The organism is Streptomyces cirratus (assembly GCF_014650775.1).
GTDB lineage: Bacteria > Actinomycetota > Actinomycetes > Streptomycetales > Streptomycetaceae > Streptomyces > Streptomyces cirratus.
Map to the genome: position 1 here is coordinate 44,723 of NZ_BMVP01000007.1, position 16,417 is coordinate 61,139.

At 72.6% G+C, this 16,417-nt stretch carries 13 protein-coding genes, 4 tRNA genes and 1 other RNA gene; 7 read left to right on the forward strand and 11 right to left on the reverse strand.

Annotated elements, in window-relative coordinates:
- From IE207_RS19060 to purS, 5 genes are all read right to left on the reverse strand, one after another.
- Positions 1 to 555: an META domain-containing protein gene (locus tag IE207_RS19060; RefSeq protein WP_190185455.1), complete on the reverse strand. Its 555-nt coding sequence runs from the start codon at positions 553 to 555 to the stop codon at positions 1 to 3.
- A 46-nt stretch (positions 556 to 601) separates the two neighbouring features.
- Positions 602 to 1,393 (reverse strand): maleylpyruvate isomerase family mycothiol-dependent enzyme, encoded by a 792-nt coding sequence (locus IE207_RS19065; RefSeq protein ID WP_190185456.1) that lies wholly within the window; start codon positions 1,391 to 1,393, stop codon positions 602 to 604.
- 92 nt (positions 1,394 to 1,485) lie between these two features.
- On the reverse strand, positions 1,486 to 3,735 hold the full coding sequence (gene purL, locus IE207_RS19070) for a phosphoribosylformylglycinamidine synthase subunit PurL (RefSeq protein ID WP_190185457.1): 2,250 nt from the start codon (positions 3,733 to 3,735) through the stop codon (positions 1,486 to 1,488).
- Positions 3,732 to 4,412, reverse strand: coding sequence for a phosphoribosylformylglycinamidine synthase subunit PurQ (gene purQ / locus IE207_RS19075; protein ID WP_190185458.1), 681 nt, complete (start codon positions 4,410 to 4,412; stop codon positions 3,732 to 3,734). Before purQ ends, purL begins: the two co-directional genes overlap by 4 nt.
- 2 nt (positions 4,413 to 4,414) lie before the next feature.
- Entirely contained in the window at positions 4,415 to 4,675 is a 261-nt protein-coding gene (purS, locus tag IE207_RS19080; protein WP_190185459.1) for a phosphoribosylformylglycinamidine synthase subunit PurS, read from the reverse strand.
- Positions 4,676 to 5,002: 327 nt separating this feature from the next.
- Here purS and IE207_RS19085 point away from each other — a divergent pair, with 327 nt between their 5' ends.
- From IE207_RS19085 to IE207_RS19110, 6 genes are all read left to right on the forward strand, one after another.
- Positions 5,003 to 5,320 (forward strand): histone-like nucleoid-structuring protein Lsr2, encoded by a 318-nt coding sequence (locus IE207_RS19085; protein ID WP_190185460.1) that lies wholly within the window; start codon positions 5,003 to 5,005, stop codon positions 5,318 to 5,320.
- A gap of 88 nt (positions 5,321 to 5,408) precedes the next feature.
- Positions 5,409 to 5,480: transfer RNA gene (locus IE207_RS19090), tRNA-Gly, on the forward strand.
- An 80-nt stretch (positions 5,481 to 5,560) separates the two neighbouring features.
- A tRNA-Gly gene (locus IE207_RS19095) sits at positions 5,561 to 5,633 on the forward strand.
- A 68-nt stretch (positions 5,634 to 5,701) separates the two neighbouring features.
- Entirely contained in the window at positions 5,702 to 6,958 is a 1,257-nt protein-coding gene (locus tag IE207_RS19100; protein ID WP_190185461.1) for a sensor histidine kinase, read from the forward strand.
- On the forward strand, positions 6,955 to 7,566 hold the full coding sequence (locus tag IE207_RS19105) for a response regulator transcription factor (protein WP_190185462.1): 612 nt from the start codon (positions 6,955 to 6,957) through the stop codon (positions 7,564 to 7,566). Before IE207_RS19100 ends, IE207_RS19105 begins: the two co-directional genes overlap by 4 nt.
- A gap of 22 nt (positions 7,567 to 7,588) precedes the next feature.
- Positions 7,589 to 7,661 (forward strand) — tRNA-Gly (locus tag IE207_RS19110).
- A 45-nt stretch (positions 7,662 to 7,706) separates the two neighbouring features.
- Here the strand turns inward: IE207_RS19110 and IE207_RS19115 are convergent.
- From IE207_RS19115 to ffs, 6 genes are all read right to left on the reverse strand, one after another.
- Positions 7,707 to 8,651, reverse strand: coding sequence for a phosphoribosylaminoimidazolesuccinocarboxamide synthase (locus IE207_RS19115; RefSeq protein ID WP_190185463.1), 945 nt, complete (start codon positions 8,649 to 8,651; stop codon positions 7,707 to 7,709).
- Between the two features lie 76 nt (positions 8,652 to 8,727).
- The gene (locus IE207_RS19120; protein WP_190185464.1) at positions 8,728 to 10,206 is read right to left on the reverse strand and encodes a N,N-dimethylformamidase beta subunit family domain-containing protein; all 1,479 of its coding nucleotides are present in this window, start codon (positions 10,204 to 10,206) and stop codon (positions 8,728 to 8,730) included.
- 323 nt (positions 10,207 to 10,529) lie between these two features.
- Positions 10,530 to 12,125, reverse strand: a complete 1,596-nt coding sequence (locus IE207_RS19125; protein WP_190185465.1) for a M48 family metalloprotease — start codon at positions 12,123 to 12,125, stop codon at positions 10,530 to 10,532.
- Positions 12,126 to 12,402: 277 nt separating this feature from the next.
- Entirely contained in the window at positions 12,403 to 13,656 is a 1,254-nt protein-coding gene (gene purD / locus IE207_RS19130; RefSeq protein WP_190185466.1) for a phosphoribosylamine--glycine ligase, read from the reverse strand.
- Positions 13,657 to 13,716: 60 nt separating this feature from the next.
- Positions 13,717 to 15,840, reverse strand: a complete 2,124-nt coding sequence (locus tag IE207_RS19135) for a DNA polymerase III subunit gamma and tau (protein WP_190185467.1) — start codon at positions 15,838 to 15,840, stop codon at positions 13,717 to 13,719.
- A 65-nt stretch (positions 15,841 to 15,905) separates the two neighbouring features.
- Positions 15,906 to 16,004: signal recognition particle sRNA small type (gene ffs / locus IE207_RS19140), an RNA gene on the reverse strand.
- A 107-nt stretch (positions 16,005 to 16,111) separates the two neighbouring features.
- Between ffs and IE207_RS19145 the strand changes: the two genes are divergently transcribed.
- A tRNA-Ser gene (locus IE207_RS19145) sits at positions 16,112 to 16,196 on the forward strand.
- Positions 16,197 to 16,417: the final 221 nt, after the last annotated feature.

Below are 16,417 nucleotides of genomic sequence, written 5' to 3' on the forward strand. Positions count from 1 at the left end.
TCACTCCGCCGCGGAGGCCGCCTCGGCGGTCAGGCCCGCAGCGCCCGCAGCGCCCGCGTCGGCGCCGTCGGCCCCGCCGGTCAGGGTCAGCGTCCGGCCCTCGACCTTCCAGCCGAGCGGGCCCCTGGCGAACAGCGTGGTCAGGGCCCGTTCGACCTCGCCGGCCGGGCCCGTGCAGGCCATCCGGGTGGTGGCGAGCGGCCCGAAGCCGAGCGAGGCGCCGACGACGGTGGCCCTGGCCGTGAAGCGGTTGCAGCCGAGGCCACCGCTCACCGAGCCGTCGTGGGTGATGGTGAAACGCGCCTTCCCGGTGGCATCGGCGGGCACGGCGGAGGCCGTCCCGCCCTGCGCCAGGGCGGTGACGGTCCACTCGGTGTCGGTCAGCGGCGCGTCGGCAGGGGGCTCCGGGGAGGGCTTGCCGTCGACGGTCCCCGAGTGGACGGGCCGGGGCGCGCCGTCCTGGGCACCGCAGGCGGTGGTTCCGGCGAGCGCGAGGAGGGCGGCCAGGACGGCGGCGGGCACGGCGGCGGGGAGCGCGGGACGTTGCGTACGCATGTGCCTGTGACGGCCGGCCGGCCCGGCCGGTTCCCCGGTCAGCTCATCAGCTCATCAGCGGCAGCAGCGCCGACAGGTCGGCCCGCTCACCGCTGGCCCGTACGTGGGCTTCGCGCACCGCCTCGGCCCAGCCGGTCCGGCCCGTCGCCAGCCGCAGCCAGGTCAGCGGGTCGGTCTCGACCACGTTCGGCGGGGTGCCCCGGGTGTGGCGGGGCCCCTCGACGCACTGGACCACCGCGAAGGGCGGGATCCGGACCTCGACCGAGCCACCGGGCGCGCTGACGGCGAGGGCGTCGGCGAGCAGCCGGGTGCAGGCGGCGAGGGCCTGCCGCTCGATCGGGACGTCCAGCCCGGCCGCCCGGTTCAGGTCATCGGTGTGCACCACGAGTTCGACGGTCCGGGTGACCAGGAAGTCCCCGAGGGTCATGGCCCCGACCCACAGGCTGAGCACCCGGCGGTCCGGGTTCGCTGCGAGGGCCTCGGCCAGCCGCGCCCCTGCGCGCTCGTACAGCTCGGGCAGCGGCGCGCCGGCCAGGGTCTCCTTCGCCGCCTCGGCGATCTTCCCGGCCAGCGACGCGGTGGCGGAGGGCCATTCGACGGCGGTCAATTCCGGCACGGCGGCGGGCGGCCGGGCCAGACCGGCGGCCAGCGAGTCCGCGATCCACGCGACGTGCGCGGCCAGGTCCCCGACCGTCCACCGGCCGAGCCCGGCCGGCCGGGCCAGCTGTTCGGGGGTCAACTCCCCTACGGCGCCCGCGACATGGCCGAACTGGGCCATGACGGCGGCGCGGATCTTGGCGGAGTCGTAGGTGCGCGTTTTCCTCTTGGCGGGCGGCATGGCCCGACCCTACTCGGGCGGTCCGGCGCACGAGCCCCTGCCCGCAGGACGCGGGCAGGGGCTCGTGTGACGCAGCGGGTCCGGGCGCAGGATCAGGCGAGGAGCGCCGGGATCGTCGCCTCGTGGGCGGTACGCAGTTCCGCGAGCGGGATCGTGAACTCGCCCTGGACCTCGATCTCCTCGCCGTCGACCACGCCGATACGGGTGGCCGGCAGACCCCGCGCACCGCACATGTCGGTGAAGCGGAGTTCCTCGCTGCGCGGGACCGCCACGATGGCGCGGCCCGCGGACTCGGAGAACAGGAAGGTGAAGGCGTCCAGGCCTTCCGGGACCACGACCCGCGCGCCGTTGCCGCCGCGCAGGCAGGACTCGGTGAGCGCCTGGATCACGCCACCGTCCGACAGGTCGTGCGCGGCGTCGACCATGCCGTCGCGCGAGGCCGAGATCAGGATCTCGCCGAGCAGCTTCTCGCGGGCGAGGTCCACCTTGGGCGGCATGCCGCCGAGGTGCTGGTGCACGACCTCGGACCACGCCGAGCCACCGAACTCCTCGGCCGTGTCGCCGAGCAGGTACAGCAGCTGGCCGGCCTCCGAGAACGCCATCGGCGTGCGGCGGTTGACGTCGTCGATCACACCGAGGACCGCCACGACCGGGGTCGGGTGGATCGCGATGTCACCGGTCTGGTTGTACAGCGAGACGTTGCCGCCGGTCACCGGGGTGCCCAGCTCCAGGCAGCCGTCGGCGAGACCGCGGGTGGCCTCCGCGAACTGCCACATGACGCCCGGGTCCTCGGGGGAGCCGAAGTTCAGGCAGTCGGAGATCGCGAGCGGCTTGGCGCCGGTCGCGGCGACGTTGCGGTACGCCTCCGCCAGCGCGAGCTGCGCACCCGTGTACGGGTCGAGCTTCGCGAAGCGGCCGTTGCCGTCGGTGGCCATGGCGACGCCGAGGCCGGTCTCCTCGTCGATGCGGACCATGCCGGCGTCCTCGGGCTGCGCGAGCACCGTGTTGCCCTGTACGAAACGGTCGTACTGGTCGGTGACCCAGGACTTCGACGCCTGGTTCGGCGACGACACCAGCGCCAGGACCTGCGCGCGCAGCTCCTCGGAGGTCGCCGGCCGCGGCAGCTTGCCCGCGTCGTCCGCCTGGAGCGCGTCCTGCCACTCGGGGCGGGCGTAGGGGCGGTGGTAGACGGGTCCCTCGTGGGCGACGGTGCCCGGGGGCACGTCCACGATCTGCTCGCCGTGCCAGAAGATCTCCAGGCGCTCGCCGTCGGTGACTTCACCGATGACGGTGGCGATGACGTCCCACTTCTCGCAGATCTCCATGAAGCGGTCGACGTGCTGGGGCTCGACGATCGCGCACATGCGTTCCTGCGACTCGCTCATGAGGATTTCCTCGGGCGAGAGGGTCGCGTCGCGCAGCGGGACGGTGTCCAGCTCGACGCGCATGCCGCCGGAACCGGCGGAGGCCAGCTCGCTCGTGGCGCAGGACAGCCCGGCGCCGCCGAGGTCCTGGATGCCGGCGACCAGCTTCTCCTTGAAGATCTCCAGGGTGCACTCGATGAGGAGCTTCTCCTGGAAGGGGTCGCCGACCTGGACCGCGGGGCGCTTGGTGGGCTTGCTGTCGTCGAAGGTCTCCGAGGCCAGCACGGACACGCCGCCGATGCCGTCGCCCCCGGTGCGCGCACCGTAGAGGACGACCTTGTTGCCGGGGCCGGACGCCTTGGCGAGGTGGATGTCCTCGTGCTTCATCACGCCGATGCAGCCGGCGTTGACCAGCGGGTTGCCCTGGTAGCAGGCGTCGAAGACGACCTCGCCGCCGATGTTCGGCAGGCCCAGGCAGTTGCCGTAGCCGCCGATGCCCGCGACGACGCCCGGAAGGACGCGCTTGGTGTCGGGGTGGTCGGCGGCGCCGAAGCGCAGCGGGTCCACGACGGCGACGGGGCGGGCGCCCATGGCGAGGATGTCGCGGACGATGCCGCCGACGCCGGTGGCGGCACCCTGGTAGGGCTCGATGTACGAGGGGTGGTTGTGCGACTCGACCTTGAAGGTGACCGCGTAGCCCTGGCCGACGTCGACGACGCCGGCGTTCTCGCCGATGCCGACGAGCATGGCCGTGTTCTCGGGGGCCTTGTCGCCGAACTGCTTCAAGTGGACCTTGCTGCTCTTGTAGGAGCAGTGCTCGGACCACATGACGGAGTACATGGCGAGCTCGGCGCCCGTGGGGCGGCGGCCGAGGATCTCCCGGATACGGGCGTACTCGTCCTCCTTGAGGCCGAGTTCCTTCCAGGGCTGCGCCGCGTCGGGGGTCTCGGTGGCGTTCTTGATGGTGTCGAGGCTCATGCGCTGACCAGCTTCTTCAGGACCGACGTGAAGAACGGGAGGCCGTCGGTGCGGCCCGTCCCGATCAGCGGCTCGACCGCGTGCTCGGGGTGCGGCATGAGGCCGAGGACGTTGCCGGCGGCGTTGGTGATGCCGGCGATGTCGCGCAGCGAGCCGTTCGGGTTCCCGTCGAGGTACCGGAAGGCCACTCGGCCTTCGGCCTCCAGTTCGTCGAGCGTGCGCTCGTCGGCGGTGTAGCGGCCGTCCATGTTCTTGAGCGGGATGGAGATCTCCTGGCCGGCTTCGTAGTCGCCGGTCCACGCACCTCCCGCGTTCTCCACGCGCAGCTTCTGCTCGCGGCAGATGAAGTGCAGGTGGTTGTTGCGGAGCATCGCCCCCGGCAGCAGGTGGGCTTCGGTCAGGACCTGGAAGCCGTTGCAGATGCCGAGGACGGGCATGCCGCCCTTGGCCTGCTCGATGATGGTCTCCATCACCGGCGAGAACCGGGAGATGGCCCCGGCGCGCAGGTAGTCCCCGTAGGAGAAGCCGCCCGCGAGGACGACCGCGTCGACCTGGTGGAGGTCCTTGTCGCGGTGCCACAGCGAGACGGGCTCGGCTCCGGCGAGGCGCACGGCGCGCAGTGAGTCACGGTCGTCGAGCGTTCCCGGGAACGTGACGACTCCGATGCGAGTGGTCACCGTCAGGCCTCGGCCTTCTCGGTCTCGAGGCACACGGTGAAGTCTTCGATGACGGTGTTGGCGAGGAACGTTTCGGCCATCTTGTGGATGCGGTCGAGGGCGGCCTGGTCGACCGGGCCCTCCACTTCCAGTTCGAAGCGCTTCCCCTGGCGGACGTCGGCGATCCCGTCGAATCCCAGGCGCGGCAGTGCACGCTGCACCGCCTGGCCCTGGGGGTCGAGGATCTCCGGCTTGAGCATGACGTCGACTACGACGCGTGCCATCGGGCACTCCCGTGTGGTGGTTGGTGCGAAGGCGGTTCCTCCAGCGTACCCGCCCGAAATTTCTACGCGGGTAGATATCCCGGGGCCGCCACAGGGGTGCCGTTTCGGCTTCACCAACGCTTCGCAAAATCCACCGGAAAACCACTCGCCCGCCATTGCGGCCGGACACGCGGAGACAATTAACTGGGCTTCGCAATTCAAAGGGAATCGCGGTACAAAGGAATCAGCCGGGATTCCGGTCGATTGACGCATTGCTCCGAAACATCCACACAGGCGACATCACCGCACGTCAGTACGTGGTGACCTCGCACGAAGGGACCGATATCCGTGGCGCAGCGCGTAGTAGTCACGCTCTCCGATGACATCGACGGCGGGGAAGCGGCGGAAACGGTCTCGTTCGCCCTGGACGGTAAGTCGTACGAGATCGACCTCAATCCGGCCAACGCAAAGAAACTGCGGAAGAGCCTGGCGCCTTACGTGGCCGCAGGCCGCCGGCAGGCCCGCTCGGGGAAGGCGTACCGGCACACCAGCATCGCCCCCGACCCGGCCGTCGTACGCGCCTGGGCCCGGTCCAACGAGCACGACGTGCCGCCGCGCGGCCGGATCCCGAAGCGGGTCTACGAGGCCTACAACGCTGCCCACTGACCCCGGATTTGCCATCCACCCCCTCTGATCGGCTAGTGTGTGGATCACGCCGAGGGGCCAGACCGCAGGTCAAAGCCCCGAAGGTCGTGCGGGTGTAGTTCAGTAGCAGAACACCCCCCTTCCAGGGGGGAGGCGCAGTGTGCGATCCCTGTCACCCGCTCTGCACGCTTTACCGGCCACTGTCGTGGATCGGGTAGAGTGATGCACGCACCGCAACGGCACATGTGCCTGAGCGAGCATGCGGACGTAGCTCAGTTGGTAGAGCACCACCTTGCCAAGGTGGATGTCGCGCGTTCGAGTCGCGTCGTCCGCTCAGAAGACGAAGGCCCTGATCATCGATCAGGGCCTTCGTCGTTCGTCCAGCAAGTCGGGGGCCCAGACGTGCCGAAGATGACCGGATGGTGGCGCAGCCGCGGCACCGCGGGCAAGGTCGAGCTGTACACCCGCTGGTCGTTCCACTTCTTCGTGGTGATCGAAATCGCCTCGTTCGGCCTCGGGGCGCTCGCGTCCGCCGCCGGAGACGATCCCACGCGGTCCTCCTGGGCCGTCGCCCTCGCACTGTTCCTTCTCGTGTGCGTCCAGTCCGCCCTCGTCGGGTTCCTCTCCTCCCGGGCCCTGGACTGGCTCACGGAACGCCGCGAACGCCCCGTACGGCTCGCGGTCGTCACGGCCGTCTTCACCGTCTTGGCCTGCCTGACCACCCTCGCCCTGGTGAGGACCGGGCAGGTGGACGCGGCCGTGGCCCCGCCCCCGGTGCTCGGCATGGCCGGCTTCGCCTGCGGATCGTTCGCCCTGTGCGTCAGGCGGGTCCGGCAGACGATCTACCCGCCGGCAGCCGCGGCGGCCTTCACGGGGGCGGCGGTGGCCGTCCTCGGTTTCCCGGCGGGCGACGCGCTCGGGTACGTCATCGGGGTGCTGGTCACCGGTCTCTTCCTCTGCTTCACCTGCCGGTTCTCCGCGTGGCTGCTGCAGACCGTGCACGAGCTGGACCGCTCACGGGAGTACCAGGCGCGCCTGGCGGTGGCGGAGGAGCGGCTGCGGTTCGGGCGGGACCTGCACGACGTCATGGGCCGCAACCTGGCGGTGATCGCGCTCAAGAGCGAGCTCGCCGTGCAGCTGGCGCGGCGCGGACGTCCCGAGGCGGTGGAGCAGATGATCGAGGTGCAGCGGATCGCGCGCGAGTCCCAGCGGGAGGTGCGCGACGTCGTCCGCGGCTACCGGGAAGCGGACCTGGCGGTGGAACTGGAGGGCGCCCGCGGGGTGCTGAGCGCGGCCGGGATGGACTGCCGGGTCGAGTACGAGGCCGGGCGCGCACTGCCGCCCGAGGTGCAGTCCGCGCTGGGCTGGGTGGTCCGGGAGGCGACCACCAACGTCCTGCGGCACGGCGACGCCCGCAACTGCCTGATCCGGTTGACGGCCGGGGAGGGGCCGGACGGCGCGCTGACGCTGCTGGTGGAGAACGACGGCGCCCCGGACGGGGTTCCCGACGGGCCGCCCGGGTCGGGGCTCGCCGGGCTGCGCGAGCGGCTCGCGGTCGTGGACGGCGCCCTGCGGGCCGGGCCCGTGGAAGGCGGCCGGTTCCGGCTGGTCGCGCAGGTCCCGGGCCCGTGGACGCGGGCGGCGGAGGTGGGTGCGTGAACCCCGTACGCGTACTGCTGGCCGACGACGAGCACCTGATCCGAGGGGCGCTGGCCGCGCTGCTGGCCCTGGAGGACGACCTGTTGGTCGTCGCGGAGGCGGCCTCGGGGCCGGAGGCGCTCGCGATGGCCCGGACCCACCGGCCGGACGTGGCCGTCCTGGACCTCCAGATGCCGGGGGCGGACGGTGTGAGTGTCGCCACATCGCTGCGGTCCGAACTCCCCGACTGCAAGGTCATGATCGTGACGAGCCACGGCCGTCCCGGCCACCTCAAGCGGGCCCTGGCGGTGGGGGTGCGGGCCTTCGCGCCGAAGACCGTCTCGGCGCAGCGGCTGGCCGAACTGATCCGGACCGTGCACGCCGGAGGACGGTACGTGGACCCGGAGTTGGCGGCCGACGCGATCAGCGCCGGGGATTCACCGCTGACCGCGCGCGAGGCGGAGGTCCTGGAACTCGCCGGGGACGGGGCGCCGATCGCGGAGATCGCGGAGCGGGCGCACCTGTCGCCGGGGACGGTACGCAACTACCTGTCCTCGGCGACGACGAAGCTGGGGGCGGAGAACCGGCACACGGCAGTGCGTCTCGCACGGGAGCGGGGTTGGGTATAGTAGGTCTCGCGTTACGGCGCATGCGGACATAGCTCAGTTGGTAGAGCACCACCTTGCCAAGGTGGATGTCGCGCGTTCGAGTCGCGTTGTCCGCTCAGCGTGAGAAGCCCCCGGTCCTCGGACCGGGGGCTTCTTCGTGTTCAGGACTCGGGGGTCGCGGACTGCGCAGGAGCGCCGTGCTGGGCGGCCCAGCTGAGGCCCGTGAGCCGCTCGTAGGCCTCGATGTACTTCGCGCGGGTCTGCTCGACCACCTCGGGCGGCAGCGCCGGCGGCGGGAGCTCGCCCTTGGGGTCCCAGCCGGATTCGGGGGAGTTCAGCCAGTTCCGCACGTACTGCTTGTCGTAGGAGAACTGGGTGCGGCCCGGCTGCCACTGGTCGGCCGGCCAGAAGCGCGAGGAGTCCGGGGTCAGGACCTCGTCGGCGGCGACGAGCGTGCCGTCCGCCGCGTGACCGAACTCGAACTTGGTGTCGGCGAGGATGATCCCGCGGTCCCGGGCGATGTCCCGGGCGCGGCTGTAGACGGCCAGGGTGAGCTGGCGCAGCGCCGCCGCCGTATCGGCGCCGACGGTCCGCGCGACCTCCTCGTAGGAGACGTTCTCGTCGTGCTCGCCGACCTCCGCCTTGGCGGCCGGGGTGAAGATCGGGGCGGGCAGCTCGGAGCCGTCCACGAGCCCCTCGGGGAGCGCCAGTCCGCAGACGGTACGGGTCTGGCGGTACTCGGCGAGCCCGGAGCCGGTGAGGTAGCCGCGCGCCACGCACTCGACGGGCACCATGTCGAGGTTCCGGCAGACCATCGTGCGGCCGGCCCAGTCGGCGGGAGCGCCGGCGGGCAGCTCGGTGCTGATCACGTGGTTCGGGACGAGGTCGGCGAGCTGGTCGAACCACCACAGGGAGAGCTGGGTGAGGACGCGCCCCTTGTCCGGGATGACGGTCGGCAGCACCCAGTCGAAGGCGGACATCCGGTCGCTGGCGACCATGACGAGGTTGCCGTCCTCGTTGCGGTAGAGGTCGCGCACCTTCCCGGTGTGGAGGTGGACGAGGCCGGGCACCTGAACCGGCTCGGGCTTTTCGACGAATCCGGACACGGGGTCTCCCTGTGGTTCTGTACGAGCGCGCCTCCATTGTCCCGTACTGGGCGCGGCGGCCCGACTGGGGGGCCGGTCAGTCCCGCTTGCAGATCCGGTCGAGGAGATTGGCGGTGGCCCGCTGTACGCGCTCGTCGACGTGACCCGGGCGGTCCAGGGCGGGGGACCAGGCGAAGGTTCCGGAGGCGAAGACGAGGGCTCCGCTGGGCGCCCGGTAGAGGGACGTCTCCTGGTGTCGCTTGGCGCCCTCGCTGTCGAGGTACGGGGAGTGCGCGAGGAGGATCCGGTCCTGGTGCACCGGCAGTTGGGTGCGCGGGAAGTACCGGTCGGCCTCGCCGGCGACCAGGCCGTCGAGTTCGTCGTTCTCGGCGGCGCCGGTGGAGTCCCACAGCCAGTGGCCGGCGTTGCGGACGATCAGGGGCGCGGGTTCCGGTACCCGGCCCGCGTACTGGATGCCGAGCAGCTGCTGCTCCGGGCGGTCGACCTCCCGCCAGAGGCTGGGGCGGCCCGGGCCACGGCGTTTTCGGCAGGTGAGGAGCCGGTCGGGGACCCCGGAGGGGGAGGGGCCCAGCTCGACCTGCCAGTACATGGTGTTGGCGGACAGGAACACCAGGGACGTGCCGTGATCGCGGGCCCGCTCGACGGTGCGGCGCATGGGGACCGACCAGTACTCGTCGTGGCCGGGGAAGACCAGGCCCCGGTAGCGGGTCGGGTCGACGCGGCCGGCGTGGAGGTCGCGGGTGTCCGCGTAGGCGAGGTCGTAGCCGTAGCGCTCCGCCCAGCGGATGAAGTCGTAGGCGTGGCCCACGTGCAGGGGCAGGCCCGCGCCCGCGTACGGGCGGTCGAAGGACACGGTCGTCGCCGCGTCCTGCTCGCCCAGCAGCCGGCCCTTCTCGTCCCAGGCGTGGTAGAGGCTCGCGCCGGTGCGGCCGTCCTCCGGGTAGAGGTTGTAGGCCTGCCAGGTGATGTCCGGGAGGAGCAGGAGCAGGTCGGCGCGGTGGTCGTCGCGGACCGTGAAGGGGATGTGGGACCGGTAGCCGTCCAGGGTGGTGAGGACGGCGACGTACGCGCCGAGGCTCCAGTACGAGGGCACTTGGAGCCGCCACGACAGCCACCAGTGGTGGCAGGAGACCGTGCGGTCGGCGGCGAGGGGGGCCGGCTGGACGATGCCGGAGAGCCGGGGGCTCGAATGGATCTTGCTGGCGCCGTCGCCGCCGTAGTGGCCGATGCGGTAGATGTCCACGGAGAACTGCTGGGGCGGGTCGACGGTGATGTGGAAGTCGATGGCCTCGCCGGGGGCGACGGCTCCGGTGGAGGCGAAGCCCTTGATCTGCCGGTGCACGTCATCGGCGGTGCGGGGGCCGCCGTTGCTGCGGGCGCGGGGGATCTGGCCGGGGGCGAGGGCCGGGTCGACGTACCAGGGCACGACGTGGCCGGTGTCGTCGAAGTACAGCTCGCTGCCCCGGAACCAGGGCAGCGGGCCCTGGCCGAAGGGATCGGTCACCGCGTGCGCGAGCGCACCCGACTCCCACCGCCGGATCTGGTCCGTAGCCATATCGCTGCTCCCCTCCCTCGCTCCCCCGAACGCACATACACGGTTCTCCAGCACATCACATAACGCACGCACTCCGTCACCGTTCGTCGCGAAAAGACCTCTCCGAGACCAACTTGGGAGGGAACCGGGCTGGGCGGGGGCCGCACATCAGGTTCACCGGCGCCCGGCGCGGGGCGCGGGGGCTGCGAAGCCCGGCGCGGCCGGGGGCGAAGCCCAACGCGGCCGGGGGCGCTCGCGCGGCGGAACGGGAGGCCGCCGGGTTCCGTCGGGGGGTCTTCGAGGGTCCGCGGCCGCGAGTCCGCGGCTGTCGCCCGGAAAGGGGCTCAGACCAGCCGGACCGGCTTCTCCGGGCGTACGCCGATGGCCGCGAGCCAGGCCCGCAGGGGCTCGGGGTCGCCGTCCTCCACCAGGCACAGCACGCTCGGTGCGAGGTCCGAGCGGCGCTCGCCCGCCACCCGCAGCACCGGACCGTCCAGCCAGTCCAGGCCGGGCTCGGCGCCGGCGGAGTCCACCGCCGCGCAGCACACCAGCGCCGTCACGTGGTCGGCCAGCAGGTCCCGCCCGCTCCTCGGCGCCTGGAGCGGGAACAGCGGCACCGCGTCCGCGGTACGCGCCTTGCCCCCGGCGGGCTCCGGACCGCACCCGGCGGACCGTTCCTCCGCTGCCAGGTACCCGGCCAGGGACTCCCCGGCGGCGCCCTGTCCTCCGGTGTCGGTGAGGAAGCCGAGGACCCGCTCCACCGGGGGCCCCGCCGGGACGGCCAGGGCGTCGAGGGCCGCGTGCAGCCGGGCCGCCTCCAGGCGCCACTTGCGGTCCACGACCTGCTCCGGGTACTCCGCCCAGTCCACGGGCGACCACTGCGGCCCGGCTTCGGCCGGACCGCCGTGGAAGAGCCGCGCGGCCAGCAGCGAAGCGGCCTCGTCCACCGCGCCCGGCTGCTCCAGCAGGTCACAGGCGGGCCGCTCGCCCAGCCGGGAGGTGAACCCCTCGGCCAGCCGGTCCCGCCGCGACAGCTCCGTCAGCGCGGAGACCACCCCGGCATCGAGCCGCGCCGGCCACCGCCCCATCCGCCAGGCGGGCAGCGCGACCCGCGTGAGCAGCCGGTCCCAGCCCGCGTAGGCGAGTCCGACCTGCTCCTGGGCCATGATGCGCAGCCCGTAATCCACGTCCTGGGCGCGGTCGGAGGCGGCGGCCGCCACCCCGCGCTCCATCTCCGCCGCGTCCACCCGGCACAGCCGCAGCAGCAGTCGGGCCGGCCGGGCGATCCAGCCGAGCCAGCGTCTGGAACCCACGTCGACCGCGGCGTCCAGCCCCCGGACGAAACCGCGCGCGTCGGCTATGTCGGGGTGCGCGGAAGGGCCCGTACCGGCGATGACGGGCGCGAGCACGGCGCGGAGCTCCGCGACCCGCATCCACCACAGGAACGGCGAGCCGATCACCAGCACGGGGGCCGCCCCGGGCTCCGACTCCGGCCGGCCCCCCGCGATACCGGACCGGCGGTGGGCCGGGTGCGTACGGTCCTCCAGCCAGCTGTCGCAGTCCGGGGTCAGGGCTATCGCGGAGGGCGCGGGAACGTCCATCCGGTCGGCGAGGTCCCGCACGAGCCGGTAGAGATCTGGAGCGGCAGCCTCCGCCAGCGGCACCGTCGGCGTCAGGGCCGGGCCCGCGCGCAGCACCACCGCGGCGAAGGTCCCGCCGACGAGCAGCACCAGCACGGCGGCCAGGCAGACGAGCAGGGTCACGACCGCCCAGGGCTCCCCGGTCAGCCGGCCCGTCATCCGGGCGGCCACGAGCACCACGGCGACGGCGGCCGGCAGCAGCACGACGGCCAGCGCCCTGCTGCGCACGCGCAGCACGGCGAGGGCGCGGGAACGCGCGGACGGCACACCCACATCAGCGATCGAACCGATTCCGGACACGGCCGGACCTCACCCCCTCTGCCCTGCGGCGGCTTTGCTCACTCCCCCACTGTGACACCCGCCACTGACATCGCAATGCCGGTGGGCCATGTGCCGGAATGCTTGCGCCGCACCCTAGTTGGGGCGGGGCCGGGCGTCAGGCAGACCGCGACACGATCACCCGATGGAATGGCTTTGGGTAAAGCTGGCCGCCTTCGAACGCGGCCGGATGCATTCGCACGCGCGGGCCCGGGCGCGCCGTGCGCACCCGGGCCCGCGGAGGGCGTGGAGCCGCTGGTCAGCGGCCTTCGGCAGCCTTGGCCGCGATGTCCGTGCGGTGCTGCGAGCCGTCGAGCCTGATCCGTGCGACGGCCTTATACGCCCGCTCGCGCGCCTGCGCCAGATCGGAACCGGTCGCCGTCACCGACAGCACCCGACCGCCCGCGCTGACGACCGCTTCGCCCTCGCGCCGGGTCCCGGCGTGCAGGACGTAGGCCTCGGGGGCGTCCTCGGCGGCCACCTCCGCCAGGCCCTCGATGGGGTCACCGGTGCGCGGGGTGTCGGGGTAGTTGTGCGAGGCGATGACGACCGTGACGGCCGCGTCCTCGCGCCAGCTCAGCGGGGGCTCCGCGTGCAGGGTGCCCTGGGCGGCGTTCAGCAGCACGCTCGCCAGCGGGGTGCGCAGCCGGGCCAGCACCACCTGGGTCTCGGGGTCGCCGAACCGGGCGTTGAACTCGATGACCCGCACGCCGCGCGAGGTGATCGCGAGTCCGGCGTAGAGGAGCCCGGAGAAGGGCGTGCCGCGGTGGCGCAGCTCGTCGACGGTCGGCTGGAGGACGCTCTCCATGACCTCGTCGACCAGCTTCGGGTCGGCCCAGGGCAGCGGGGAGTACGCGCCCATGCCCCCGGTGTTGGGACCCTCGTCGCCGTCGAGCGCGCGCTTGAAGTCCTGCGCGGGCTGGAGCGGCAGTACGGTCACGCCGTCGGTGATGGCGAAGAGGGACACCTCGGGGCCGTCGAGGAACTCCTCGATGACGACGCGGTCGCAGGCGAGCGCGTGCGCGCGGGCCGCGGCCCGGTCCTCGGTGACCACGACGCCCTTGCCCGCCGCGAGGCCGTCGTCCTTGACGACGTACGGCGCGCCGAAGGCGTCGAGGGCGGCGTCCACCTCTTCCGGGGTGGTGCAGACGTAGCTGCGCGCGGTCGGGACCCCTGCCGCCGCCATCACGTCCTTGGCGAAGGCCTTGGAGCCCTCCAGCTGCGCCGCCTCGGCGGACGGGCCGAAAACGGGGATGCCAACGGCGCGCACGGCGTCGGCCACTCCGGCGACCAGCGGGGCCTCCGGGCCGATGACGACCAGATCGGCGCCGAGCTCGGTGGCCAGGCGGGCCACGGCCTCACCGTCGAGGGCGTCGACCGGGCGCAGCTCGGCCACCTCGGAGATGCCGGCGTTGCCGGGAGCGCAGTACAGAGCGTTGACGTCGGAGTCGAGGGACAGAGAGCGGCACAGGGCGTGTTCGCGGGCGCCGCCGCCGATGACGAGGACCTTCACGCCATGCAGCCTAGCCCGGGTGGCCGGGCCCGCTTCGTGCGGCCACCCAATTACGGGCCTCTACTCGTTCGTGTATTCCTCTATAACGGTGGCTCCGAGCTCGCGCACGATCAGGTCGTGTCCCGTCAGGGCGCTCTCCACGAGGTCGGGATCGTCCTCCTCGGGGACGTCGTCCTCGGGCGCGACCGGCGGGGGCGCCTGCTGCACGGGGGGCTGCGGTGCGGGCGGTGCCTGCTGGTGCTGCTGGGGCGGCTGGTACGCGGGCTGCTGCCGGGGCGGGGCCGGGGACTGCTGCTGCGCCGGGGCCGGTGCGGGGGCCGCGGGCGGCGTGTACGAGCCCGGGCCGGAGCCGGTCGGCTGGCCCCCTCCGCCCCCGACCACCGCGTCGATCTTCCAGTGGACCTGGAACTGCTCGGCCAGGACCGCCTTGAGGACGTCTTCGCTGCCGCTGCTCGCGAAGTTGTCGCGGGCGCCGACATTGGGGAAGCCGAGCTGGAGGGTCGTCCCGTCGAAGCCGGTGACCTGGGCGTTCTGGCTGAGCAGGATCCAGGTGAAGCGGCGGCGGTTCTTGACGGCCTCCAGCACGCCGGGCCACATCGCCTGCACCTGGCCGACGCCGGCGGCGGTCCCGGAGGAGGGTGCGGCGGGCTGCTGCTGTGCGGGCGCCGGGGTCGGGGCGGGGGCGGCGGGCGCGGTGGGCGCGGCGGTGGACGCCGCGGTGGGCCAGGCACCGGCGGCGGGAGCGCCGCCCGGCCGCGCGGCCCCGGGCCAGGCGCCGGGCGCGGGCGAGGGTGAGACGGGGGCGGGGGCGGGAGCGGGAGGGGCCTGGACCGCGGGCTGCGGCTCGGGCTGCTGCTGTTGCTGCTGCTGCGGTTCGGGTTCAGGGGCCCGCGCGGCGGCACGCGCCGCGGCGACGCCCCCGGCGGGACCGGCCGGGGCCATCGGGTGCGCCTCGGGCCCGGGCACGTACCCCATGGCGGGAGCGGCGGGAGCGCTCGGCATCGCGACGGGCGCGGCGGCGGTGAACCCGCCGCGCTCCAGCCGGTCGAGCCGCGCCTGGAAGGACCGCTCGTCGTCGAAGGCGGCGGGCAGCAGCACCCGGGCGCAGATCAGCTCCAGCTGGAGCCGGGGCGAGGTGGCCCCGCGCATCTCGGTGAGCCCGGTGTTGACCAGGTCGGCGGCCCGCGACAGCTCGGCCGCGCCGAACACGGAGGCCTGGGCCTGCATGCGCTCGACGACATCGGCGGGGGCGTCGATGAGCCCCTTCTCCCCGGCATCGGGCACGGCCGCCAGGATCACCAGGTCGCGCAGCCGCTCCAGCAGGTCGGCGACGAACCGGCGCGGGTCGTTCCCGCCCTCCACGACGCGGTCCACGACCTCGAAGGCGGCGGCCCCGTCCCCGGCTGCGAAGGCGTCGATGACGGAGTCCAGCAGCGAGCCGTCCGTGTAGCCGAGCAGGGAGGTCGCCATGGCGTACGTCACACCCTGGTCGGCGGCGCCCGCGAGGAGCTGGTCCATCACGGACATCGAGTCACGCACCGACCCGGCGCCCGCCCGCACCACGAGCGGCAGCACACCGTCCTCGACGGTGGCCCCCTCCCGCGCGCAGACCTCGCCCAGGTACTCGCGCAGGGTGCCGGGGGGCACCAGCCGGAAGGGGTAGTGGTGGGTACGGGACCGGATCGTCCCGATGACCTTCTCCGGCTCGGTGGTGGCGAAGATGAACTTGAGGTGCTCCGGGGGCTCCTCGACCACCTTCAGCAGGGCGTTGAAGCCCGCCGAGGTGACCATGTGGGCCTCATCGATGATGTAGATCTTGTAGCGGCTGGAAGCCGGCCCGAAGAACGCCTTTTCCCGCAGGTCACGGGCGTCGTCCACACCACCGTGCGAGGCGGCGTCGATCTCGATGACATCGATGGATCCGGGGCCGTTGCGCGCGAGGTCGCGACAGGACTGGCACTGCCCGCAGGGGTCGGGAGTGGGACCTTGCTCACAGTTGAGGCACCGGGCCAGGATCCGGGCGCTGGTGGTCTTGCCGCAGCCGCGCGGCCCGCTGAACAGGTACGCGTGATTGACCCGGTTGTTCCGCAGGGCCTGCATCAGCGGGGCAGTGACATGCTCCTGCCCGATGACCTCGGCGAACGACTCGGGGCGGTAGCGGCGGTACAGCGCAAGGGACGACACGTCTACGAGGTTATCCGGGCCCACCGACAACGGCGGCCCACAGCGCCCCGGACCCCGGCCCCGGAACGCAAAGCGCCCCCCACGCACCCGCCAGAGCCCACTTACCCTTGCTGCCTTCCGGCCCTGGGGGAGTTGGGTGAGATAGCGCCACGTGAGGGGCTGGCCCCACCTTAGCGGATGGAACCCCCCGGAATCGACCCGCCCCCCTCCGGTGTCCCCGCCCGACGATCACGTTCGCGAGCACCCCTCAACGTCTTGTATTGTTTGCGGCGGAGGATTCGCCTAGTGGCCTAGGGCGCACGCTTGGAAAGCGTGTTGGGGGCAACCCCTCACGAGTTCGAATCTCGTATCCTCCGCACTCGCCCGCCAGGGCAAACGAAGGACCCGACCGCTCAGCGGCCGGGTCCTTCGTCGTTCCGTGGTTGCACTTCTCATTGCGTTTCCGTACGTCCGATTCGGACCTCCCACGCAATCGGGCAGCCCTGCTGCCACCGCATCACCGTGGCCGCCGGATGTCGGGCCCACCAAGGGGGGATTCCTCTCCCGTACGGCGTCTGCGGATCCCGGCGGCGGGACA

Coding starts and splice junctions, on each gene's coding strand:
- IE207_RS19060 (WP_190185455.1), bottom strand. CDS start 555: ATGCGTACGCAACGTCCCGCGCTCCCCGCCGCCGTGCCCGCCGCCGTC.
- IE207_RS19065 (WP_190185456.1), bottom strand. CDS start 1,393: ATGCCGCCCGCCAAGAGGAAAACGCGCACCTACGACTCCGCCAAGATC.
- purL (WP_190185457.1), bottom strand. CDS start 3,735: ATGAGCCTCGACACCATCAAGAACGCCACCGAGACCCCCGACGCGGCG.
- purS (WP_190185459.1), bottom strand. CDS start 4,675: ATGGCACGCGTCGTAGTCGACGTCATGCTCAAGCCGGAGATCCTCGAC.
- IE207_RS19120 (WP_190185464.1), bottom strand. CDS start 10,206: ATGGCTACGGACCAGATCCGGCGGTGGGAGTCGGGTGCGCTCGCGCAC.